16 protein-coding genes are annotated in these 22,754 nt (G+C 68.9%); 10 read left to right on the top strand and 6 right to left on the bottom strand.

The genetic code is table 11. From position 1 onward, the window contains the following. The first annotated feature begins 10 nt into the window (after window positions 1-10). From ACIBF8_RS26535 to ACIBF8_RS26560, 6 genes are read left to right on the top strand one after another with little or no spacing between them, the layout of a single operon-like run. Window positions 11-283: an acyl carrier protein gene (locus tag ACIBF8_RS26535; RefSeq protein WP_396786668.1), complete on the top strand. Its 273-nt coding sequence runs from the start codon at window positions 11-13 to the stop codon at window positions 281-283. Then, window positions 267-3,794, top strand: coding sequence for a beta-ketoacyl synthase N-terminal-like domain-containing protein (locus ACIBF8_RS26540; RefSeq protein WP_396786500.1), 3,528 nt, complete (start codon window positions 267-269; stop codon window positions 3,792-3,794). The genes ACIBF8_RS26535 and ACIBF8_RS26540 overlap by 17 nt, the downstream gene beginning before the upstream one ends. After that, on the top strand, window positions 3,795-5,228 hold the full coding sequence (locus ACIBF8_RS26545; RefSeq protein ID WP_396786502.1) for an acyltransferase domain-containing protein: 1,434 nt from the start codon (window positions 3,795-3,797) through the stop codon (window positions 5,226-5,228). After that, window positions 5,228-5,968, top strand: a complete 741-nt coding sequence (locus ACIBF8_RS26550; RefSeq protein ID WP_396786504.1) for a GNAT family N-acetyltransferase — start codon at window positions 5,228-5,230, stop codon at window positions 5,966-5,968. The genes ACIBF8_RS26545 and ACIBF8_RS26550 overlap by 1 nt, the downstream gene beginning before the upstream one ends. A gap of 25 nt (window positions 5,969-5,993) precedes the next feature. After that, the gene (locus tag ACIBF8_RS26555; protein WP_396786506.1) at window positions 5,994-7,493 is read left to right on the top strand and encodes an amino acid adenylation domain-containing protein; all 1,500 of its coding nucleotides are present in this window, start codon (window positions 5,994-5,996) and stop codon (window positions 7,491-7,493) included. A 2-nt stretch (window positions 7,494-7,495) separates the two neighbouring features. Beyond that, window positions 7,496-8,866 carry a KamA family radical SAM protein gene (locus tag ACIBF8_RS26560; protein WP_396786670.1) on the top strand — a complete coding sequence of 457 codons (1,371 nt, stop codon included), beginning with the start codon at window positions 7,496-7,498 and terminating at the stop codon, window positions 8,864-8,866. Here the strand turns inward: ACIBF8_RS26560 and ACIBF8_RS26565 are convergent. Next, a complete protein-coding gene (locus tag ACIBF8_RS26565) occupies window positions 8,853-12,041 on the bottom strand; it encodes an amino acid adenylation domain-containing protein (RefSeq protein WP_396786507.1) in 3,189 nt (1,062 codons plus the stop codon). The genes ACIBF8_RS26560 and ACIBF8_RS26565 overlap by 14 nt on opposite strands. A gap of 458 nt (window positions 12,042-12,499) precedes the next feature. On the opposite strand from ACIBF8_RS26565, the gene ACIBF8_RS26570 reads away from it, so the two are divergent. The 4 genes from ACIBF8_RS26570 (at window position 12,500) to ACIBF8_RS26585 (ending at window position 19,027) form a co-directional block, all read left to right on the top strand. Then, a complete protein-coding gene (locus ACIBF8_RS26570) occupies window positions 12,500-15,166 on the top strand; it encodes an HAD-IC family P-type ATPase (protein ID WP_396786508.1) in 2,667 nt (888 codons plus the stop codon). Beyond that, window positions 15,163-17,628, top strand: coding sequence for a glycoside hydrolase family 65 protein (locus ACIBF8_RS26575; protein WP_396786509.1), 2,466 nt, complete (start codon window positions 15,163-15,165; stop codon window positions 17,626-17,628). The genes ACIBF8_RS26570 and ACIBF8_RS26575 overlap by 4 nt, the downstream gene beginning before the upstream one ends. 88 nt (window positions 17,629-17,716) lie before the next feature. Then, window positions 17,717-18,166, top strand: a complete 450-nt coding sequence (locus tag ACIBF8_RS26580) for a hypothetical protein (RefSeq protein ID WP_396786510.1) — start codon at window positions 17,717-17,719, stop codon at window positions 18,164-18,166. Between the two features lie 6 nt (window positions 18,167-18,172). Next, window positions 18,173-19,027 (top strand): universal stress protein, encoded by an 855-nt coding sequence (locus ACIBF8_RS26585; protein ID WP_396786511.1) that lies wholly within the window; start codon window positions 18,173-18,175, stop codon window positions 19,025-19,027. A 15-nt stretch (window positions 19,028-19,042) separates the two neighbouring features. Here the strand turns inward: ACIBF8_RS26585 and ACIBF8_RS26590 are convergent, their stop codons facing one another. From ACIBF8_RS26590 to ACIBF8_RS26610, 5 genes are all read right to left on the bottom strand, one after another. Continuing rightward, the gene (locus ACIBF8_RS26590; RefSeq protein WP_396786513.1) at window positions 19,043-19,642 is read right to left on the bottom strand and encodes a universal stress protein; all 600 of its coding nucleotides are present in this window, start codon (window positions 19,640-19,642) and stop codon (window positions 19,043-19,045) included. 191 nt (window positions 19,643-19,833) lie between these two features. Further along, a complete protein-coding gene (locus ACIBF8_RS26595; RefSeq protein ID WP_396786515.1) occupies window positions 19,834-20,859 on the bottom strand; it encodes an aromatic acid exporter family protein in 1,026 nt (341 codons plus the stop codon). A gap of 648 nt (window positions 20,860-21,507) precedes the next feature. Beyond that, on the bottom strand, window positions 21,508-21,882 hold the full coding sequence (gene crcB, locus ACIBF8_RS26600) for a fluoride efflux transporter CrcB (RefSeq protein ID WP_396786516.1): 375 nt from the start codon (window positions 21,880-21,882) through the stop codon (window positions 21,508-21,510). Further along, the gene (locus ACIBF8_RS26605) at window positions 21,879-22,220 is read right to left on the bottom strand and encodes a DUF190 domain-containing protein (protein ID WP_396786517.1); all 342 of its coding nucleotides are present in this window, start codon (window positions 22,218-22,220) and stop codon (window positions 21,879-21,881) included. Before ACIBF8_RS26605 ends, crcB begins: the two co-directional genes overlap by 4 nt. Then, window positions 22,217-22,702 carry a fluoride efflux transporter FluC gene (locus ACIBF8_RS26610; RefSeq protein ID WP_396786518.1) on the bottom strand — a complete coding sequence of 162 codons (486 nt, stop codon included), beginning with the start codon at window positions 22,700-22,702 and terminating at the stop codon, window positions 22,217-22,219. Before ACIBF8_RS26610 ends, ACIBF8_RS26605 begins: the two co-directional genes overlap by 4 nt. Between the last annotated feature and the right edge of the window lie 52 nt (window positions 22,703-22,754).

Consider the following 22,754-nt stretch of genomic DNA (forward strand, 5'->3'; position numbering starts at 1 on the left):
AGTGAGGATGATGGGACGGCCCGATCCGGTACCCACGACCACGGGTGACACTGCGGATCTCACCGCTCTGATTCGTGCGACGTGGTCTGCGGTCCTAGCCCGGTCAGATTTCACCGACGACGACAGTTTCTTCGCGTTGGGCGGCCACTCGATGCGAGTGGTGACGGTGATGAAGGAGCTGTCCGGGGCGGTGGGCCAACGGTTGCCCACCCGACTGCTCTTCGAGAATCAGACGGTACGGGAGCTGACGGAAGCGGTGCGGGCCCATGTCCGTGTGGGCTGACTCCGCCGGGGTGGTGCCGGGAGCCGCGGCCAGCGACGAGCAGCTCGACGTCTGGCTCGCCGAGCAGCGCAACACCGAGCCCGGCCGCTACCATGTGCCGCTGGTTCTCCAGTGGTCCGGCAAGTTGGACCTCACCACGCTGGCAGTGGCGCTCGACGACGTGCAGTGGCGTCATCCCGCCCTGCGAACCCGGTTCGAGGTGGTCGACGGCGACCTCATCCGGCGGATCGCCGAAGCGCCTGAGGTGACTGTCGTCCGGCGGCCGATGCCGGAGCCGTACTCGGCTGACAGCGCATCGCGGGCTGCCACCGAGCTGTGGACGCGCCCACTCGATCTCTCCGCGGCGGCGTTCCGTGCCGACCTTCTGGAGTACTCAGGCACGACCGTCATGGTCCTCACCCTGCATCACATCGTCGCTGACGGCTGGTCGGTCGAGATCCTCGCCCGAGACCTACTCGACTACTACAAAGCGCGGCTCGACCGCCCGAATGAGGCGGGACGCCCGGCCGGCGTCACCTCCGTCCCGTCGGCAGATCCGCAGACCGTTAGTGCAGCCGAGAGATACTGGGCCGACCTGCTGAGCCCCAAGCGATGGCGGTGGATGCACCCGCCGCCTGACCTCGACCCGGCGGGATCAGGTCCCGGACCGTCAGGTGGTCGGTGGCGCCCGCTGACGGCGGACGGGCTGGCTCAACTCCGCGGCCTCAGCCAGCACCTACGGGAGAGCCCCGCAGTAACGGTTCTCGCGGCCTGGACGCTGGTGCTGCACGCCTGGAGCGGCGCGGACGACGGCATCGTCGGAACGGCCTTCCACGGGCGCGAGGACGACCATGAGGAGGTTGGTCTCTTCACGCGGGTGCTTCCAATCCGCTCACGATGGGATGCCGCCCAGTCGTTCGCTGAACATGCGGGCGGGCTGCGGAACCAGGTGCTCGATGCCATGGGCCATGCGGCGATACCGGCCGCCCGGCTGCGCGCCATCCGCAACGACGACGGCGTCAGCGCGGGCCAGGTGAAGATCGCCTTCCTGCACGTGACAGAGCCGACGATGATCTGGAAGTTCGGTGCCACCACAGTGCGGGTGGTGCGATGCCTGCCCGACACGGCCAAGTACGACCTGACCCTGGCGGCGGTCGAGGGCACCGACTCGATGTCGCTCTGGATCGACTACGACGCCAGCCGGTACCGGCAGGACACCATCGACCATCTGCTTCAGCAGGTGGAGACTCTCCTCGATGAGGCCGGCCGCGACCCCGAGCTGACCTGCCGGCAGCTTCTCGAGAACCTTGGCCAGGGCGACGACCCGCACCAGCACGGTCCGTCATTCACTGCCGTCGATCAAAGTGACGTCGTGGCCCATCTTGCGGCGGACTCGGTCGGTCGTATGTTCGCCGCCGAATGCGCCCGCGAGCACGGGGCAGGGGTCCTTGCTCTCGGCCTTCCCGAGGCGTCGGAGTTGCGGGGACTGAGCAGCGTTCTCGCCCAGCGCGGTGCCACTGTTCTGTTCCTTCCCGCTAACCTGCTTGGTCGGGTACTGGCTGAGGAACCGGCCCTGCTGCAACGTGTGCGTCAGACCCGGATCTTCGGCGCTCCGGTCCCGCGAAACCAACTCAACGAGGCGGTTTCGTGGAGCGGCCCGGGTGGCTTGTGGTTCGGCTACACCCCGTACGGGACCACGGTGGCGACAGTGTGGGAGGTGACCCGGCAGCAGGAGCCGACCAGGCGGGCTGTCCTCGGCCGTCAGGTGCCGGGGGCTGCGCTGAAGGCGTGGTTTGGGTCTACGGCACACCGCTGTGCGGTGGGGGTCGTCGGTGAGCTGTCGCTGGCCGCCGCCGCACCGGACGCACCGCCCATGCCGGCGGTCCGCCTCGCCGCGACCGGTCTACTCGAGTTGGTTGAGGAGTCCGCCAGCCCGGTGGCTGTACCGGGTCCCACCGAGCCGCACCAGTTGGGCCACAGCACGGCGGACGTCCTTCCGGTGCGTCTCGCCTGGCGCGACGTGCTCGGGGATCAGTCATTCGGCGACGACGACAACTTCTTCGACGTCGGTGGCAACTCGCTGCTCGTGCTGCGGTTGCAGCAGGCGCTGAAGAAGCGTGCGGGGCGGTCGATGACCCTCGCTGATCTGTTCCGCCACACCACGGTGCGCGCTCAGAGTCGACACGGCGCCGAGTCGGTCGGCAGCAGCAAGATTCAGGAGCTGCCCGGGACGCGTCGTCGAAACCAACCTGATCCGAGCGACGCCGACATTGCGGTGATCGGCATGGGGTGCCGGTTCGCGGGGGCGGCGGACCTGGCCGCGTTCTGGGACAACCTGCGCTTGGGCCGGGACTGCCTGACCAATGCCCCCGGTCCCACAGTCACCGACCTCGGTGCCGGCGCCACACGCGTGGGCCGGTGGGGCATGCTGGCCGAGGGGCCCGTTTTCGACGCTGGACTGTTCGGCTTTTCAACGGCGGATGCCGCCGACGTCGATCCGCGGCACGGTGTCCTGTACGAGTGCCTGTGGGCAGCAGTCGAGGACGCCGGTCTGCGGATGTCTGACATCGGGCCGCGAACGAGCCTCTACGCCGGGCGTGACCGGTGGTCGGAAAGCTTCGACAACGGCGCGGAGCAGCCGCCCGCCCGGGCCGACGACGTCGTCGGACGGAACGCGACGTTCCTGCCGTCGCGGTTCTCCTACTGGGCTGACCTGCAGGGCGAGAGTCTTCTCGTGGACACCGGTTGTTCCACGTCGCTGGTCGGGGTGCATCTGGCCTGCCGGAGCCTGCGACAGGGAGATTGCGACTATGCACTCGTCGGCGGAGCCTCCATCGAATACCCGCCCGACGGCTCCTATGTGGCCTGGCCCGGCCACATCTACTCAGCGGACGGCTACTGCCGCCCGTTCGACGAGGCCGCATCCGGCACCGTTGGTGGAGACGGCGCCGGTGCCGTGCTGCTGCGCCGGCTTGGCGACGCGCGCCGCGACGGCGATCCCGTGTACGCGATAATCCGTGGCAGCGCGGTGAACAACGACGGCCGGGCCCGGGTGGGGTATTCGGCGCCCGGCGTCGACGGGCAGGTACGGGTGATCAGGCGCGCCTTGGAAGCGGCGAGGATCGCACCGGACGAGGTTGAGTTCGTCGAGCCGCACGGCACCGGCACGCGCCTGGGCGACGCGATTGAGGCCACCGCGCTCGTCGAGGCACTCGGACCGAAGGGGCGGACCGTGGCCATCGGCGGCCTCAAGGCGTCGATCGGTCACACCAACAGCGCCTCGGGCGTAGCTGGTCTGATCAAGGCGGTACTCGCCGTCCATCATGGCCTGCTCCCCGCGACTCCGCATGTGCGCAACCCGATAGGTGAACTGCGTCGTGGATCCCGTTTCACCCTGCTTCCCGAGAGCAGGCCCTGGCACAGCCAGGACCGTCTCCGTGTCGCCGGCGTCAGCTCGTTCGGTGTGGGTGGAACGAACGCGCACGTCATCGTCCAGCAGGACGCCTTGCAGGACCGGCAGGAGGCACACTGAATGGGACCTGCACCCCAGGACCGACCGTATCGGATCGTTGCCCTGTCGGCACGGACGTCCGAGGCGCTCGCGGCCAGCAGGGCACGCATGGCCGCTCACCTCGCCGCTCATGCCGGACTCAGCCTGTCGGACGTGGCGGTGACGCTGGCGACCGGGCGTGAGGTCTTCACCCACCGGTACGCGATCGTCGCCAACGACGTCGCTGCGGTCGTCGAAGCCCTGCGGGCCGGCGACGGGCGCGCGCCGAGACGCCGGGATGTGGTCGTGGCCAGCGGTCACGTGACAACCGGATTCGACGTTCCGACGACCTTCATGTTTCCGTCGGTGGCTGCGGTCCCCCCACCGGAGGCCGCGGCGTCAGACCCGCGACCGCCGGAGGTGCAACGGTGTCTGCAACAGGCCGAGGAGCGCCTCGCGGGGAGCCTGCCGGTAAGTCTGATGGAGGCGCTCGATGAGGGGCCCGGCGACCCGGCGGCGATGCTGTCGTGGCTGCCGGCGGCGTTCGCTGCCCAGGTGGGTGCGGCACGGCAGTTGCAGGCGTGGGGATTGTGCCCCGCCGATGCGAACGGCCACGGCGCCGGGGCGTTCGCAGCCGCCGTGATCTGTGGGGAGCTTGGCTTCGACGAGGCTCTCGATCGGGTCGCCGGCTGGTCGCGGCTGGTCGCGGACGGCCTCGTCGAGAACTACGCGGTCGACGAGCCCCCTGCCGTGCCGGATCCGGATCCGGATCCGGATCCGCGGCATGTCATCGTGCCGGTCGACATCGACGCCCGAGCGGCCCAGCTGGCCGCGCAGGTGGCGGCCGCCTGGGTGCGAGGGGCGGCGGCGGACCTGTCGATGGGCGCGCCGGGTCGGCGGATCCACCTGCCCGGGTACGCCTTCAGTCGGACCCCCGGCTCGTCCCGGTCGCCGGAGGTCGAGCACGACGACGTGGCGCATTCGGCGCGCCCGCTCAGTGCAGCCGAGCAACGGGTGCTCTTTCTGGACCTGGTGCGGACCACGCCCAATGTCGAACACACCGTGGTGACGGTGAGCGAGATCGAAGGTCCACTCGACGTCGCGGCGCTGCAACAGGACTTCGCAGAGCTGCAACGGGCTCATCCGGTGCTACGAACCTACTTCACCCAGCGGGGTCGATCATGGGCGGCGGTCGAAAGACCGGACCCGGCGGTGTCGCTGGAGATCCACAGAGAGAGCGGTGCAGCGGAGCCGGGTGCCGGGCCTGAACTGGTCCGTGCCCAACTCGCGGAGAGGCCGTTCTCTCCCGCCAATGCCGCGCTTGTCAGAGGACTGGTCGCTACCTGGGGGGACCGTCATGTCATCGGTCTGGCTGCGTACCGCGGGCTCATCGACAAACCAGGAATCACCGGTCTCTTGGACACCCTGCTGCGAGGACGTGATGCAGCAGAGATAACAACCATAGGGAGTAACTGATGCTGAAGTACTGGCCGGTATCGTCGCTGCGGGTGCGCACGCCCGAACTCGAACTGCGCTGGCCGACGCTTGAGGACTTGGACGCGCTGGCGGACCGGGGTGTCGAGGGGGTGCATGATCCCGCCTACATGCCGTTCTTCTCGCAGTGGACCGACGGCGAGCCGGCGACGGTCGCCCGTCGAGTTCTGCAGCGGACCTGGGCCGCGCTTGGCGCTTGGTCGCCAGAGGATTGGACGCTGTACCTGGCGGTAGTGCACAACGGTACGGTCATCGGATGCCAGAGCGTCGGGGCGAGGAATTTCGGGATCACCCGTGAGGTCGTCTTGACGTCATGGTCCGGCCGGCGCTTCCAGGGCAAGGGACTGGGCTTGCAAGCCCGAGCGGCGTTGCTCGAGCTGTGCTTCGCCGGCCTCGGCGCCCGGGAGGCTGTCGTGGTGGTCCGTCAGGACAACACCGCCTCTCAGGCGGTCTGCCGGAAGTTCGGCTTCGTCGCCCGGGGCGTGCAGGTCAACGCGGTCCGTGGTGAACGGGTGTTCAGCGACCGTTACCACTTGGACCGTGGCACCTGGGAGCAGCACCGGACAATCACCGCAGAGATCGTTGGTATCGAGGACAGTCTGGAGATGTTCGGCGCCGGGGACCGGCCGCCCGTCGGTGCCAGTGCTGTACGCCACGCTGTCACCGCCGCCACGATGTCCGGCGTGCAGAACCTGGGGGAGGCTGACCATGCCCCCAGCTGAGCCGCAGCAGGTGATGGTCAGCAGCATGCCGGAGGTGCTGCACGCGGTCGCCGACCGGGTGCGGCTCACCCCCAACGCTCAGGCCTGCCGATTTCTCGGTACGTCCCTCAGCTACCAGGAGTTGTGGGACAGATCCGGCGCGATCGCCGAGAGGCTGGGGAGCCTTGGCGCCGGTTCGACCTCGACCGTCGGCGTCCATCTGCCTCGTTCTCTGGACCTGGTGTGCAGCCTTGTCGGAGCGCTTAGGGCGCGTTGTGTCGTCGTGCCGTTGGACGTGTCCTATCCGGCCGACCGTCTGCGGTACATGTGCGCCGACGCGGCCGTCTCCCTCGTGATCGGTCACGACGATAGCCCGCAACGTCTGGGCCTGCGGGCAGCGGTGACGCGTGACGGTGCTCTGGTGTACGCGGCCGGCGGGGCTGGCCGGGTGAGCGCAGCGAATGAAGATCTCGCCTACATCGTCTACACCTCCGGATCCACCGGCCGCCCCAAGGGTGTGCGGTACGAGTACGGAAACCTCGCCAACCTCATCGCCTGGCAGATGGCGGCCAGCCGCTGCGGTGCAGGGGAGCGGACGTTGCAGTTCTCCCCGGCGTCGTTCGATGTCGTCTTTCAGGAGATCCTGACGACGCTCGGCGAGGGTGGCACGGTGGTCTGCTGCACCGACGAGCACCGGCTCGACCCGCAACTGTTGTGGGATCTCATCGCTGAGGAACGCATCAACCGGCTGTTCATCCCATTCGTCATGATCCAGGCGTTGGCGGTCTTCGCCGATGAGGTGTCACCGCGAACTCACCCACTGCGCGAGATTCTCACCTCCGGCGAACAGGTGCAGTGCAACAGCACGATCCGGGCGATGTTCGCGGCCCTGCCTGACTGCCGGTTGGTGAACCAATGGGGTACGACCGAGACCCACGTCGCGACATCGTTCACGCTGCCGGAAGACGTCGCGTCGTGGCCGAGTCTTCCGTCGATCGGGACGGCGATCACGGGCAGCCGGGTCGACGTCCGGCGTGACGACGGTAGCGTGGCCGCGGTCGGTGAGATCGGTGAGCTGTGGATTGCCGGTGACTGTGTCGGGCCGGGCTACCTCAACCTGCCGGAGCAGACCGAGCGGAGCTACGTGCCGGATCCGGATGACCCGTCGGGGCGGGCGTACCGCACCGGTGATCTCGGCCGGGTGGGAGAGGACGGCCTGCTCGAGTTCCTCGGCCGGCGGGATAGGCAGGTGAAGGTGCGGGGCTTCCGGGTTGAACTCGGTGAAATCGAGACGGCGATCGCGTCTTTCCCGGGCGTCGCCGAGGCGGTGGTGACCGTCGCCGGCAGCCTTGCCGAAGACCGGTATCTCCAGGCATTCGTCGTGCCACGCGACGGCGAGCTCGATCCGGGTGAGATCGTGTCGGTACTGCGCGAGACGTTGCCCGAGTACATGGTGCCGGCCCGAATAGAGACGGTGTCCGAGTTGCCGAGAACGCCGAGCGGCAAGGTGGATCGCAAGTTGTTAGTGGACGGGCTTACGCCGTGAGCATTCCGCAACAGCCGTACGCATATCGTCGCCGGCCGCTCTCCGAGCCCGACTGGCGCAGATTCCCCGGTTGGCGCGACGTTACGGCTGCCGAGTGGGCGTCGGTCCAGTGGCAGCGGGTTCACTGTGTGCGCAATGTGCGACAGTTGCGTTCGGTGCTCGGCGACGTGGTCTCCGACGAGCTGTACGCGGATCTCGCACGCGATCAGCGCGAGTCGGCGACGATGTCCATACTATTGCCGCCTCAGATGCTCAACACGATCTGCCCGAGCGCCACGCCGGTCGGCGTGGGCAGTCTCACCGACGCCTTCTACGCGGACCCGGTTCGGCGTTACATGCTGCCGGTGTTCTCCGACCGTCGAAATGACTTCCCGTCACACCCGTACGCGGCGCGGGACTCACTGCACGAGCGGGATATGTGGGTCACGCCGGGGCTGACGCACCGGTATCCCACCAAAGTGCTGGCCGAGGTGCTCGAGACCTGTCCACAGTATTGTGGACATTGCACTCGCATGGACCTGGTCGGCAACTCCACACCGGTGGTCGTCAAAGCCAAGCTCACCGTGAAGCCGGCTGATCGCCTCGACGACATGGTTGCCTACCTGAGCCGGCATCCCGAGGTGCGAGACGTCGTCGTGTCCGGGGGCGATGTGGCGAACCTGCCGTGGCACCGCCTGGAGAACTTCGTCACACGGCTGCTCGACCTGGACAACGTGCGCGACATCCGGCTGGCCTCGAAGGCGCTCGCCGGCCTGCCCCAGCACTGGACCTCGGACGCGGCCGTCACGACCATGCGCCGGCTCACGAAGGCGGCCGACGAGCGGGGCGTCAGACTGGCGATTCACACTCACGTCAACTCGGTGCAGTCGGTCACGCCGGCCGTGGCCCGGGCGGTGCTGGCGATGCGTGACGCCGGGGTGCGTCACATCCGCAATCAGGGCGTGCTCATGCGGGGAGTCAACGACTCGATGCGCGATCTGCTCGACCTGTGTTTCGCACTGCTCGATGAGGCGGGAATCGAGCCCTACTACTTTTACCAGTGCGACATGATCCCGGGCAGCGAACACTGGCGCCTCTCGCTGGCCGAGGCCCAGGAGTTGCAGCACTCGATCATGGGCTACCTGCCCGGATTCGGTACGCCGCGGATCGTCTGCGACGTCCCGTACGTGGGCAAGCGGTGGGTTCACCAACAGGCCGACTACGACCGCCTCCGGGGCATCTCCTATTGGACCAAGAACTATCGGACTCGACTGGACGGCGACGACGAGGTGGCGTTGCGGCAGACCTATCCTTACTACGATCCCATCCACACCCTGCCCTACGAGGGCCGGCAGTGGTGGGTCGACGCCGCGCGGACGGTCAGCGCCGGCTGACTTGTTCGAGGGCTTTCAGCGCCCCCGTCAACGTCCGGTGAATCCGGTCGCCGAGACCGGGCGGCACCGCATCCGCACGGCACTGGAGCGAGCCGCTCCATCCGCCGTCGGCAGTGGGCCAGAATTCGACGGTCATCTCGTACATCCCTCCGCTGGGAGGCGGCGGCGGCGTGCGCACCGAGGCGCCAGCGAGGTGCAAGGTCGCGTTCGGATGCAGGTGGCGTAGCACGGCGACCTGACAGAGCGTCGGACGTCCGGAGCGCGAGGGCTGGACCGCGGCGACGATGTCGTCGAAGGCCATCGCGTGCCGCAGCGCGCTCAGCAGGGCGTCGTGGGCCTCGGTCACAAGGTCGGTGGGATCGGAGCTGTGTGGGCGTAACCGCACCGGCACCGTGTCCATGAAGAGGCCGACGGTTCGGGTGACTCCAGGGTCCTCCCGACGCGCGACGGGAACGGCCACACAGAGGTCGGTGACCCCGGCGACATCGTGCAATGCGGCGGCGACCGCGGCCAGCAACATGGCGCTGATCGTGGTGTGTTGCTCGCGCGCGGAGCGCCGCACGGTGGGGGAGAGGTCCACCGGCCACGTCGACAGCAGGTCGGCGTCCTCGGCGCGACGTGGCGCCGGCCACGAGAGGTCGGTACTGCCTCGGAGATTTTCCTGCCAGAACGCCCTTCTCCCGCTCGCGTCCGAGGTGAGGGTGGAACTCGCCCACGCCGCGTACCCGATGGCCTCGGAGGGAAGGCGGGGGACCTTGCCGCTTCTTCGGGCGCGGTACGCGGCCGCGAGGTCTTCCTGGACGATCCTCAGCGACCAGCCGTCGATGAACGCGTGGTGTGCCACCAGCGCCAGCGCGGAACGACCCCGCTGGCCTTGGAGTTGCGCGAGGGAGAGGCGGATGGTGGGGCCGGTCGTGCTCACGTCCCAGGTCTGTGGACGCTCCAGCAGTTCTGCCGCCGCGCCGATCGGTGGGGCGACGGTCAGCACAGCGGCTGCGGCGGGCGCGAGGGGGAGCAGCCCCAGACCCTTGTCCGTATCGGCAATGCCGTGCCGCAAGGCGGGGTGAGCCTCGGCGACATCGGCCAGGGCTGCCGTGAGGGCCGGTTCGTCAACGATCCCGTCGATCTCGAACAACCGGTGGACCTTGACGTGGCGGTTGCCCGGATCGATCTGATCGGCGAGCCAGAGCCTGCGCTGGCCTGCCGAGACCGCGGGCTCGTCCGTGGGCGGCGGGGGCGTCGCCGGGGCTGTCCGCACTGCTTCGGCCAGTGCCGAGGCAGACCCTGCCTGCAGCACATCCGCAGCCGTGATCCGCCGGTCGCTGGCCGCAGACAGACGCCCGGCCAGGACGATAGCGGTCAGTGACGTGCCGCCGAGGTGGAAGAAGTCCGAATTTCGGGCTGTCACCGCCTGACCGAGCACTTCGGCCATCGCGGTCAGCACCATCCGCTCGGTGTCGTCGCCCTTGTCGACACCCGCGGGCAAGGGGTCCGTCCCGTTCGCTGCGGCAAGTGCGGAACGTCGCTCGAGCTCGCGCACGTCGATCTTGCCCGATGCGCCGCGCGGCAACTCCACCAAGTAGGAAAAGACGCCTGGTATCAGGGGGGGAGGGAGTCGACGAAGCAGTTCCTGCCGCAACGCGGTCGGCTCCCAAGCCTCTCCCGTGTACCAGGCACATATGTCCACCACCTGCCCCTGCGGGCCCAGGCGCCGCACGACCGCGGCATCCGCTATTCCGCGGCAGTCTCGTAGCGCGGCCTCGACCTCGCCAGGCTCGATGCGCACTCCGCGCAGCTTCACCTGTCGGTCCGCTCGTCCCAGGTAGTGCAGGACGCCGTCCTGGCTGACGCTCACGAGGTCGCCGGTGCGGTAGGCGACGCCGTCATCGACCGGCACGAACCGCAGCGCCGTCTCCCGTGGGTCATGTAGATAGCCGAGGCACAGCCCGCGCCCGCTGACGTGTAACTCGCCCGTGTGCCCCGGCGGTGTCTCCCGTCCCGCCTCGTCGAGGATCCGCAGGGTGGCGCCGGGCACCGGCCTGCCAATCGGAATTTCGATCGACCCGTCCGCGACATCGTCGATGCGGTGGGTCGTGGCGAAAACGGTGGCTTCCACCGGGCCATAGCCATTGATCAGCACCGTGTCCGGGTACCGCCGGCGAAACCGGCGCACATGCGCGGCCGACAGCCGCTCGCCGCCGATCATCACCGTGCGAGCACCCTGAAAGCAGTCGAGATCGATGTCGAGCAGGACGTTGAACAACGAACTGGTGAGCCACAGCGTGTTGACGCCGTCCCGGCAAATTGCCGTGCGCAACTCGTCGGGACCGAGTGGGCCCGCTGGGCCGAGTACGCAGCAGCCGCCGTTGAGCAGGGCGCCCCAGAGTTCGAGAGCGAACGCGTCCCAAGGCAGCGCCGCCGCCTGGAGCGTGACCGTGTCCTTCCCATATGAGGCGAACGCCGGCTCGTGGAGAAGATTGATGAGGGCGGTGTGCGGGCAGATGGCGCCCTTTGGCGTGCCGGTGCTGCCGGAAGTGAAGAAGATGCACGCGACGGCGCCCTCGACGCCTTCGTCGGTGTGGTGATTGTCCGCACCCGGGCCAAGATCCGGTGTGATCGTCACCGTTTGGACCGTTCTCGGCCACCGCGTTTCGTCGAAGCGATCGTCGACCGCGACGGTGCTACGGCTCCTCTGGCAGAGCACCGCCAAGCGGTCTGCGGGCCAGTCCTTTGGTACGGCGACGTAGGCGGCGCCGCTGCGCATCACGGCCAGTAGCGCGGCGACCAGGCCCGGTGAGCGACCCAGCCGGACGGGGACGATGTCGCCCGGCCGCACCCCTGCTTCACGCAGCCGCAAGGCCAGCCCGGCCGAGGCGGAATTCAGATCGCCGTAGGAGGTCTCGCTGCCCTGCCAGCGAAGCGCCGGTGCCTGCGGACGAGCTCGCGCGTGGTGGTGGAACAGGCCGTGCACGCTCGCCATGTCGGGCGCCGGCAGTACGTCGAGCCGGGAACTCGGCCAGGTCGAGGCGATGTGGTCGAGACACTGCTGCTTGTTGCCTACGAACCCGGATCGTCGCCAGCCGCGGGGCGGCGGAGCGGCGTCCGGCCAGATGGAGGGATGCGAGTCCGGCATTGTCACCACCGCGTACTGTGACTGCGGGCGGGCACGGCTCATCAACAACCTCCCCCATGTTGTCGGCCTCGACCGCATCGACGCTAGCAGATGCTCGACGGCAGGTGCCGTTCCAGCTCCGACAGCAGCTGACCGATCTTCCGATCCCAGGTTGAGGTGTCCGCGGTGGGGCAGCGGTGGGGCACCACACCTCCGGCGTGAAGTGATCGGGTGTGCGGGACGTACTGTGCCGATCCTGATCCACCGGCGGTCGGCCCGCAGCAGGAAGACGACGTGCGGGGTGAGCCCGACGACGACTTTCGCGCCGTTTCGGGGTTTCGTGGTCGACCGCCGTCGGCTTGGCCGAAGATTTCATCAACTGCCCGGCCTCAGCTCGGCGGCCCCGAAGGTCAGATTTACCCGCTCCGGAGCAGGCGGCGTGGGTTCCGATCCCCCATGGCGAGGTAAGGGTGAGCTCTGGAGAGCCGACTGGGACTTTTCGCCGGGACGGGCACCATGCCATGGCCTCCCACGAGGTGGTGCTCGTGCTCGAGACGGACCCGCGCCGTGGGTTGAGCGGGGACGAGGCCGCGCGCCGTTTGGAGCGGTACGGACGCAACGTGCTGCCTGCCGCCGGCGGTGGCGGGGTCCTGCGGCGGGTTCTCCGACAGTTCCATCATCCGCTCATCTACGTGCTGGTGGCGGCGGCGGTGATCACGGCGGTCCTCGACGAGTACGTCGATTCGGCGGTGATCTTCGGTGTCGTGCTGGTCAACGCGGCGATCGGGTACGTGCAGGAGTCCAAGGCGGAATCCGCCCTGGAGAGCCTGCGGTCGATGGTGCGCACCGAGGCGCGGGTGGTGCGCGACGGGCGGGAGAGGATGATCTCTTCGGACGAACTGGTCCCCGGCGATCTGATCGTGCTGGAGGCGGGCGACAAGGTGCCGGTCGACCTGCGCCTGGTCCGCCTTGCCGAATTGCGGGTGGACGAGTCGGCGCTGACCGGTGAGTCGGTTCCGGTGACCAAGGACGAGGCGGAACTGCCGGACATCACCGAGGTGGCGGACCGGCGCAACATGGTCTATTCGGGCACACTCGTGACGGCGGGCAGTGGTACCGGCGTCACGGTGGCCACCGGTGCCCAGACCGAGTTGGGGCAGATCCACCGGTTGGTGGGCGCGGCCGAGACGCTGGCGACTCCGTTGACGCGCAAGCTGGCCTGGTTCAGCAAGGTGCTGACGGTGGCCATCCTCGCCCTGGCCGGGGTGACCTTCGGTGTCGGTGTGCTGCGTGGGCAGGACGCGGCCGACACCTTCACGGCCGCTATCGCTCTGGCGGTGGGGGCAATCCCCGAGGGGTTGCCGGCGGCGGTCACCATCACGTTGGCCATCGGAGTGACGCGGATGGCGCGGCGGCGGGCGGTGATCCGCCGCCTGCCGGCGATCGAGACACTGGGTAGCACCACGGTCATCTGCTCCGACAAGACGGGCACGCTGACCGAGAACCAGATGACGGTTCGGGCGGTGTGGACGGCGGACGGCGAGTTCACCGTCACCGGTTCGGGCTATCGGGCTGAAGGGGAGATCCGGGACGATTCGGGCGCCGCGGCCGGCCAGGCGACCACCCAGTCGCTGCACTGGTCCCTACTCGCGGGTGCAGGCTGCAACGACGCCCGGTTACGCGAGGAGGACGGCGAGTGGATCCTCGCCGGAGACCCGACCGAAGGCGCGATGTTGGTGGCCGCCGGGAAGGGTGGCATCGACCGCGATCGGTTCGAGGCCGAATGTCCGCGTACCGCCACGATCCCCTTCAGCTCTGAGCGGCAGTACATGGCCACCCTGCATGGCGAACGCGACTCCGGGCGGGAGGTCGTGCTGGTCAAGGGCAGCGTGGAGCGGATCGTGTCGATGTGCCGGACCGAGATGGGCGCCGACGGGAACCGTCGCCCGCTGGACGCCGAGGCGGTCCTCCGCGCGGCGGAGGAGCTGGCCGGCCGAGGACTTCGGGTCCTCGCGACGGCCGTGCGTCCGGCTGGCGAGTCCGCCGGCTTCGACGAAGAGGACTTGCCCGGCACCCTGAGCCTGACCGGCCTGCAGGCCATGCTGGATCCGCCCAGGAGCGCCGCCGCGCCTGCGGTGCGGGCCTGTCGCACCGCCGGTATCGGCGTGAAGATGATCACCGGGGATCATGCGGCGACGGCCACCGCCATCGCCACCCAGCTCGGCGTAATTGGCGACGATCACGAAGGGGAGGTGCTCACCGGCAGAGACCTGGAGGCGTTGTCCGCCGAACGGTTCCCGGAGGCGGTGGACCGCGCCACGGTGTTCGCCCGGGTGTCACCGGAGCAGAAACTGCGCTTGGTCGAGACGCTCCAGCAGCGCGGCCACGTGGTCGCGGTGACCGGCGACGGCGTCAATGACGCCCCGGCCCTGCGCCAGGCGAACATCGGGATAGCCATGGCCCGTAGCGGGACCGAGGTGGCCAAGGAGGCCGCCGACATGGTGCTCACCGACGACGACTTCGCCACCATCGAGGCCGCGGTCGAGGAGGGCCGCGGGGTGTTCGACAACCTCACCAAGTTCATTGTCTGGACGTTGCCGACCAACCTCGGTGAGGGACTGGTCATCTTCGTGGCCATTGTCCTCGGCGCCACCCTGCCGCTGCTGCCGACGCAGATTCTGTGGATCAACATGACCACCGCCGTCCTGCTCGGCCTGATGCTCGCCTTCGAGCCGAAGGAGGCCGGCATCATGCGGCGACCGCCGCGTGACCCCCGTCGACCATTGCTGACCGGCGCTCTCGTGGTCCGCATCGTGCTAGTGGCCGCGCTGCTCGTCGCTGGTGCCTGGTGGCTGTTCCAATGGGAGCAGGACCGAGGTGCCGATGTGGCCGAAGCACGCACCGCGGCACTCAACCTCTTCGTCGTGGTGGAGACGTTCTACCTGTTCAGCTGCCGGTCCCTGGTCCACTCGGCATGGCACGTCGGCTTCTTCGCCAACCGGTGGATCCTGGCCGGTGTAGCACTGCAGGCCGTCGCCCAACTCGCTATCACCTACCTGCCGGTCATGAACAGCGTCTTCAACACCGCGCCGATCGGCGGCGATGTCTGGCTGCGCATCCTCGCGGTCGGGGTCGCCGCCGCAGCCGTGGTCGCGATCGACAAGCGACTACGACGGCACCTGATGTGACCTCGCCGGATCCGACGACGGCTGACCGTCCGTGTGGGCTGTGTCGCCTGCCCGAGGACGAGTGGCTGCTGGGCTACGAGGGCTTCGAGGCCGCCGACGAGGGAACCCGGGAGGCGTTGCTGGCGCTGGGCAACGGCTATCAGGTGACCCGTGGCGCGGCGACCGAGGCCACCGCCGACGGCGTGCACTATCCCGCCACCTACCTCGCCGGACTCTACAACCGGCTGACCTCCGAGGTCGATGGTCGCCGCCGGGTCGACGAGAGCCTGGTCAACCTACCCAACTGGTTACCGTTGACGTTCCGCCACCCGGACGGGCCCTGGTTCTCCCGCGCGGTGTTCCACGTCGCGCACCACCACGTGGCGCTCAACCTGCGGCAGGGCACGGAACAGCGGGATCTCGTGGTCAGGGACCCGCACGGTCGACGCACCCGCGTCGTCCAGGAGCGGATCGTCTCGATGGATCGTCCGCACGTGGCCTGTCTCCGTACCACCCTCACCGCCCTGGACTGGTCGGGACCGCTGCACGTCCGTAGCCTCTTGGACGCCCGCGTCACCAACGACAACGTCGCCGAGTACGGCGCGTTGGCCCGGCACCACCTGACCGACTGTGCCACCGGACACCAGGGGGACACCTGCTGGTTGACCGTACGGACGACGCAGTCGCGCATCCGGATCGCCGAGGCCGCCCGCACCGTCCTCTACCAACATGGCGAGCCGGTTTCCCGCCACCAGCTCAGCGGCCCCGGATATGTCGGCCAGGAGGTCCACCTTGCCGTGACGTTGGGAACGCCGGTCGTGATCGACAAGACCGTCGCCCTGTTCACGTCCCGGGATCGAGCCATCTCCGAACCGCTCGACGCGGCGCTGGGCGAGATCGCAACCGCGCCACCGTTCCCCGCCCTATGGAATGCCCACCTCCTGGCCTGGGAACAGCTCTGGCGACGCTTCCACCTCCGCATCGGTGGCCGCGACCTGGTGCGCGAACAGCGGGCCCTCAACGTGCACCTGTTTCACGTAGCGCAGACACTGTCCGGGCACACGGCGGACGCCGACGCGGGCGTGCCCGCACGGGGGTGGCACGGCGAAGGCTACCGGGGACACGTCTTCTGGGACGAGTTGTTCGTCTTTCCACTGCTCAACCTGCGTACCCCCGAGCTGACCCGGGCCCTGCTGCTCTACCGGCACCGCCGGTTGCCCCAGGCCCGCAGACTCGCTCGCGCCCGCGGTCTGGGCGGCGCGCTGTTTCCGTGGCAGAGCGGTAGTGACGGCCGCGAGGAGACACCCGGCTGGTTCCACAACCCGCTCTCCCAGCGGTGGATGCCCGACAACTCCCGGCGACAGCACCACGTCAACCTGGCCGTGGCCTACAACGTCTGGCAATACCACCAGGCCACCAACGACATCGACTTCCTAGCCACGTACGGCGCCGAACTCCTCGTGGACGTCGCCCGGTTCTGGGCGGCCATCGTCGACCACGACCCTCAGGAGGACCGCTACCACATCCGGGCAGTGATGGGCCCGGACGAATTCCACGACGGCTACCCCGACCGTCCAGGATCAGGCATCGACGACAACGCCTACGTCAACATCATGACCGCCTGGACGCTCGCCAAGGCGGCCCACGCCTACCGGATCCTCGGCGCGCACCACACCGACGACCTGTGGCAGCGCCTGGGGGTCAACGACTCAGAAGTCGCCCGCTGGGACGACCTCAGCCGGCGCTTGTACGTCCCCTTCCTGCCCAACGGCCTGATCAGCCAGTTCGAGGGCTTCGCCGACCTCGACGAGCTGGACCTCGACGCATATCGCGACCGGTACGGCGACGTCGGCCGCCTCGATCTCATCCTCGAGGCCGAGGACGACCACACCAACCGCTACCAGACGTCGAAGCAGGCGGACGTCCTGATGCTGTTCTACCTACTCAGCGCTGAAGAGGTCACCGGGCTCCTGCACCGATTGGGCTACGACTTCGACCCCGCGACCATCCCGGCCACCGTCCACCACTACCTCGCCCGGACCACCCACGGCTCGACCCTCAGCCGTGTGGTGCACTCCTGGGTCCTCGCCCGCTCCGCCCGCACCCAGTCCTGGCACCTCCTGCGTGACGCACTCGCCACCGACCTTTCCGACGTCCAGGGAGGTTCCACCCGCCAGGGCATCCACCTCGGCGCGATGGCGGGCACCGCCGACATCCTCCAGCGCTGCTACACCGGCCTGGAAACCCGCGACGACGCGCTCCACCTCCACCCACAACTACCGGACACCCTCACCCACCTCGACTTCGACCTGCGCTATCGCGGGCACTGGCTGCGCATCCACTGCGACCACCAGGTCGTCTCGGTGTACGCACTACCCACCGCAGCCCCACCAGTCACCGTCATCATCCACGGCCAGGAGTACCCGCTCGCCGGCGAGAGCAGCGTGCACCAGAACTTCGCGACCGGGCAACCGCGCCCGTAGCCGCTGAGCAGTCACGGATTGCCTGGTTTCCCGGCGCAGCCAGGGGGTATGCCACCGGGTCCGTTCCACCTGCCGTCCGGGAGTGGCCATGAAGCTGGAGTTCAACCTGGGCACGATGGTGAGGACCGGCACGCGCGGAGTGGTCGCGGCGATGGCCATGTCGGGCTTGCGGCAGGCAACCACCTCGCTGAACCTGGTGCAGAGTTCCCCACCCAAGTCCGTGCTGGAGAAACTCGCACCCGGACTGCTTGACCGATTCCACCCCAGTCACCACCCAGCTCTGCTGGCTGTGGCACATTGGGGGTACGGGCTTAGCGCCGGAGTGGCCTTCGGAATGCTTCCCACCCACCTGCGACACCGGCTGTGGGTGGGTCCGCTCTTCGGCATTGCCCTGCTGGCCGTCTTCCAGGCGGGTATCGCGCCCGCACTGCGCATCGACCAGCGGTTGACCGACGTCCACGAACAGTTGGCCCTGACCGCTGACCACCTGCTGTACGGGATTGTGGTGGCGGGCTTCCCGATGCCGCACCGCGACTGAGCGTCGATGGAACTCGAGCGCGTGTCGGTCGTCGTCGGTACGGACGGGTCCGCAGAGGCGGATCGCGCGGTACGCCAGGCCGCCGTGGAGGCGAGCTGGCGAGGTCTGCCACTGCGGGTGGTCCACGCCTTCATCTGGCCACTGTTCAACGTGCCGCTCGGCCCGCCGGAGGCGGGCCCACCGGAAGCTGGATTGGCCAACGAGGCCAACCGCATCGTCCAGCGGGCGGTCGACCAAGCCCGCGCCCAGGCTCCCGAGATCGACGTGACCGGCGTGGTGGTGGATGGTGCCGCCGCGCCGGTGCTGATCAGAGAAGGGCGCACGGCGGAGATGATCGTGGTGGGTAACCGTGGCCTCGGCGGTTTCAGCGGGCTGCTGCTCGGCTCGGTGGCGGTGGGGGTCACCCCGCACGCCGCCTGCCCGGTGCTCGTCGTACGGGGTGAACCTGTCGCACGCGGGCCGGTCGTGGTCGGAGTGGACGGCTCACCGCACGGGGATGTCGCTCTCGCCTTTGCCCTGAAGGAGGCCAGCTGGCGGCAGGCAACGGTGCGGGCGGTTTACGCGAGCGCCGGCCCGCTCGGCGGTCCTGGAAGCGGCGAGCCGGACAGGGCAGCGTCCCGGCTGCTGGCGGAGTCCGTGGACCGCTACTCCGGCCGCCATCCCGACGTTGCCGTGGAACGGTTGGCCAATACTGGACAGCCTGCGGCCGTGGTGCTCGACGCCGCCCGGGACGCGCAACTCGTGGTGGTCGGAGCGCGTGGCCGGGGCGGATTCGCCGGACTGCTGCTCGGCTCCGTCAGCCATTCCCTGCTGCACCACGCGCCGTGTCCCGTCGCGGTGGTGCGTCACCCGTCCAGTTGACGGCGAACGTCTCTTTCACCGGTCGGGCATGCTGCCGAGCAGCAGGGCGCGGGAGGAACGGCGGGACAACTCCTCGGCCACGCTGCCGAGCAGCCGCTCCCGCATCCCGTGGCCGTGCCGGCCGACCACCAGCAGATCGACGTCGTGCGACTCGGCGGCGGCCAGCAGCGCGTCCACCGGGTGGCCGCTGAGGATCTCGGATGTCGGCGGCGGCAAGTCTTCAGGAAGCGCCTCGGCGCGCTCCTCAAGCATGCGTCGGGCGGCTCGCTGTGCCACCCCGACGTCCTCGCCCACCAGATCCGGGCTCGTCACCGTGACGAGCACCAGCTCACTGGCGGTGCGGCTGAGGGCCCGGGCGATCGCGCGCAGTGCCCGATCAGAATCGGGTGACCCGTCCACGCCGACGGCTACTCTGAGGCCCGTGCCCTGTTCGACCGCCGGCCGGTGGGCCACGTCGACCACTGTCGCGTCGGCCCGTCCCCGTTCCACTGCGATCGGAACGAACAGCGGGCCAAGCAACCCACCGACGACGTACCACAGCCGGTGGCGATGGCCGGCCCGCATCACGAACCAAGCTGCGGTGAGCAGGCCGACGGTCAGCCAGAGCACGGCCACCAGAGGGACCCACCACCAGGGAGTCACCGTCGGCTCCGGGTGGTGGTTCGCGGCGACGAAACCATGCCGGTGACTACCCAGGCTGTCGAGGGGTAACCTGCCCCCACGACGGTCGGGGTGCCTGCCGCAGCGAGGATGTGCCTGCCGGTGCTCGTCGTACGGGTGGACCTGTCCCGCGCGTGCCTGCTTCATCATCCGTCGGCTGCCTGCCGAATCAGTCGACGGGCCTCCGCCCGGGACACGCCGGTGGCCCGGAGCAGATCGCTCGCGACGGCCCGCAGCTGGGAGGCCACGATGCCCCCGGAGAAGCCCAGGCCCTGCCGGTAGGCACGGCCGGCCTCGCGTGCCGCCGCGAGGGCCCGCTCCCGGGCCCGCACCGGCTTTCGGGCGGCGAGGAACTCACGGTTCAGCAGTCGGACGGCCTCGCCGAAGAGTTCGATACCTGCCGGCAGTTCCGGCGGCACCGGTTCCTCGTCCCGAACAGCGGTGTTGATCCGGCGGACTAGGCCCCGGCTGTTACGGAACGCCCGCTCCATATGCTGGACGCCATCACGGTAGGCGTTGACAACCCGGCGCCGTCTCCACCACGGCGGGGAGAGCCGCACCACCTCGTCCGCCGCGCTGACCACCTCGAGGAGATGGTCGAGGTCCGGCTCGGCGTTGCGCATCCGGTCCAGCACCTCTTCGGCCTGATCGGCGTCGGCGCGGGCGAGGGCACGCGCCGCAGCGGTCATCTCGCGGGCGAAGCGGTCCAGCGCCGGGTCGGCGACCCGACGGACAGCCCGCAGCGGGTGCAGCGGTGCCAGCACCAGCACCACGAACAGGCCGACCAACCCGCCGACCAGCGCGTTGAGCGTCCGGGGCAACTCCAGGTCAGGCGCGGTAGGAGTGAGCGTGGCGACCAGTGCCGCGGTGACCCCCGCCTGGACCAGCAGCGCTCCGCTACCGCGAAGGACCGCCGCCGTGGCGACGGCCAGAAAGACAATCACTCCCGTCTGCAGGGGTCCGGTGCCCAGCAGGATGATGAGCAGGTCACCGATCGCGATGCCGAGCACCACGCCGACGATCAGCTCGATGGCGCGGCGGAAGCGGTTGCCCAGCGCGGCGGCTATGACACCAACCGCCGCGACCGGAGCGAACGTCGGCTGGGGATTGTTGAGCACCTCCCGGGCCACCACCCACGACAGAGTCGCGGCCAGTCCCGCCTGCGCCGCCACGAGCAGATTGTTCTGCAGACGCTGCTGGATTGTGTCCCACACTCGGCGGTGCAGCCGCTTCGACTCAGCCTTCGGTAAGCGTTCTCTGGCCGTGCCACCGAATGACGGCATGGGCTCAGTTACCCGCAGAGCCCCTCCAGTGAACATGAGGGTAGAACGGCCGGACGAGCAAAGCCGGTTGAAATTTTCCTGTTGACCGGTTTTGCCCACATGTTGGGCTAGAACTAGAGGCATGGCCGCCCTGATCTGCCTGTCCGCAGCGTTACGCGTGCCGCGGCAACCGACATGAGCGACACCACGACGAGGCACGCGCACTGTTCGACCAGCTGCTGTCGTACGCCGGACCGCTCGGTCTGTATACCGAACAGCTCGCCGGCGACGGCACCGCCCTGGGCAACTACCCGCAGGCTTTCACCCACCTCGCGCTGATCGAAGCGGCGCTCAATCTGAACGCGGCCGGTGACCACGACGCCCTGCACGCCTGGGCCGCGCGGTCCGGGATCACCGGGGAGCCGGAGACGGGGTAGCTCGGCCGCAACCCGTACTTCCGCACCGCCACCCTGGTCGCCCACACCGGCCGGAGTAGCACACCGATGGGCCAGCAGCGAACTCGCCATCCGGGTTGCCCCACCGCTCAGGGAGAGCCGGTCAGGCCCAGATCGCCTCGGCGAGGCTGACCCCGACGAACGCGGCGCCGAGTCCGGCGACGACGCTGACAGCGGCGTTGAACAGCGAGTAGAAACGGGCACCGTCTTCGAACAGCCGGATGGTTTCGTAGCCGAAGGTGGAGTAGGTGCTCAGCGCCCCGCACAGGCCGATGCCCAGCAGGGTGACCAGTGGGCTGGGCACCGCGTTGTGGGCGGCGCCGCCGATGAGCACGCCGAGGATGAGTGAGCCGATGACGTTGACCGCGAAGGTGCCCCAGGGGAACACGGAATCGTGGCGGGCCTGCACGGCGCGGTCGACCATGTAGCGCAGGGGTGCGCCGAAGGCGGCGCCGAGCGCGAGGAGGATGACGGTCATGGCGCGCTGCGGCCGGTGTAGCGGATGACCTCGACGGGGTCGAGGATCACCAGTCCTTCGGTGATCAGTTCGTCGAGCTGGGGCAGGAATTCGCGGATGCGGTCCTCGGTGTCGACGATGATCACGGCGATGGGCAGGTCCTCGGACAGGGACAGGATGCGGGTGGTGTGCACCCGGGAAGAGGCGCCGTACCCTTCGATGCCGCGCAGCACGCTGGCGCCGGCCAACCCGGCGCGGTGGGCGCGGTGCACGATCTCGTGGTAGAGCGGTTTGTGCTGCCAGGTGTCGTCCTCGCCGATGAAGATGGTGAGGCGGGCGGCGGGGCCTTGCCGTGTCATCGGTGCTCCTTTCGCCGGGGGCGCGAGCCGGTGGCCAGGCGGGTGAGATTGATGCCGGTGTAGACCGCGGCGAGGGCGGCGGCGAGGGTCCCGGCGAGGTAGACCAGCGCGATGCGAGGGTGCCCGGCGGCGACGGCCTGTTGGATGTCGACGGCATAGGTGGAGAAGGTGGTGTAGCCGCCGAGGATTCCGACGCCGAGGAACGGACGCACCAGGCGGTGCGCGGTCCACGCTTCGGTGATCAGGACCATGAGCACGCCGATGAGTAGACAGCCGGTGACGTTGGTGACGAAGGTGGACCACGGGAACTCGCCGGGGGCGTGGGGCCAGGCCACGCTGAGTCCGTAGCGGACGACGGCGCCGAGCACGCCGCCGGCGGCGATGGTGGCGAGCAGGCTGCGGGTGCCGCGCCGCAGCTCGGCGCGTTGCCGCGCTACGCGCAGGTCGACGTCGGGGTTGGTGGGCAGCTGATCGGGCCCCACGGGTCTACTCCTACCAGTCAGCGTGGCTCTGGTAGGGACCGTTGGCGGCGTT

Source organism: Micromonospora sp. NPDC050276 (genome assembly GCF_044459545.1).
GTDB lineage: Bacteria > Actinomycetota > Actinomycetes > Mycobacteriales > Micromonosporaceae > Micromonospora.

Bases quoted from the DNA above. Each gene is read 5' to 3' on its own strand.
- ACIBF8_RS26535 (WP_396786668.1), top strand. From the start codon at position 11: ATGGGACGGCCCGATCCGGTACCCACGACCACGGGTGACACTGCGGAT.
- ACIBF8_RS26565 (WP_396786507.1), bottom strand. From the start codon at position 12,041: ATGAGCCGTGCCCGCCCGCAGTCACAGTACGCGGTGGTGACAATGCCG.
- ACIBF8_RS26555 (WP_396786506.1), top strand. From the start codon at position 5,994: ATGCCGGAGGTGCTGCACGCGGTCGCCGACCGGGTGCGGCTCACCCCC.
- ACIBF8_RS26550 (WP_396786504.1), top strand. From the start codon at position 5,228: ATGCTGAAGTACTGGCCGGTATCGTCGCTGCGGGTGCGCACGCCCGAA.
- ACIBF8_RS26580 (WP_396786510.1), top strand. From the start codon at position 17,717: ATGAAGCTGGAGTTCAACCTGGGCACGATGGTGAGGACCGGCACGCGC.
- ACIBF8_RS26540 (WP_396786500.1), top strand. From the start codon at position 267: ATGTCCGTGTGGGCTGACTCCGCCGGGGTGGTGCCGGGAGCCGCGGCC.
- ACIBF8_RS26545 (WP_396786502.1), top strand. From the start codon at position 3,795: ATGGGACCTGCACCCCAGGACCGACCGTATCGGATCGTTGCCCTGTCG.
- ACIBF8_RS26605 (WP_396786517.1), bottom strand. From the start codon at position 22,220: ATGACACGGCAAGGCCCCGCCGCCCGCCTCACCATCTTCATCGGCGAG.
- crcB (WP_396786516.1), bottom strand. From the start codon at position 21,882: ATGACCGTCATCCTCCTCGCGCTCGGCGCCGCCTTCGGCGCACCCCTG.
- ACIBF8_RS26585 (WP_396786511.1), top strand. From the start codon at position 18,173: ATGGAACTCGAGCGCGTGTCGGTCGTCGTCGGTACGGACGGGTCCGCA.
- ACIBF8_RS26570 (WP_396786508.1), top strand. From the start codon at position 12,500: ATGGCCTCCCACGAGGTGGTGCTCGTGCTCGAGACGGACCCGCGCCGT.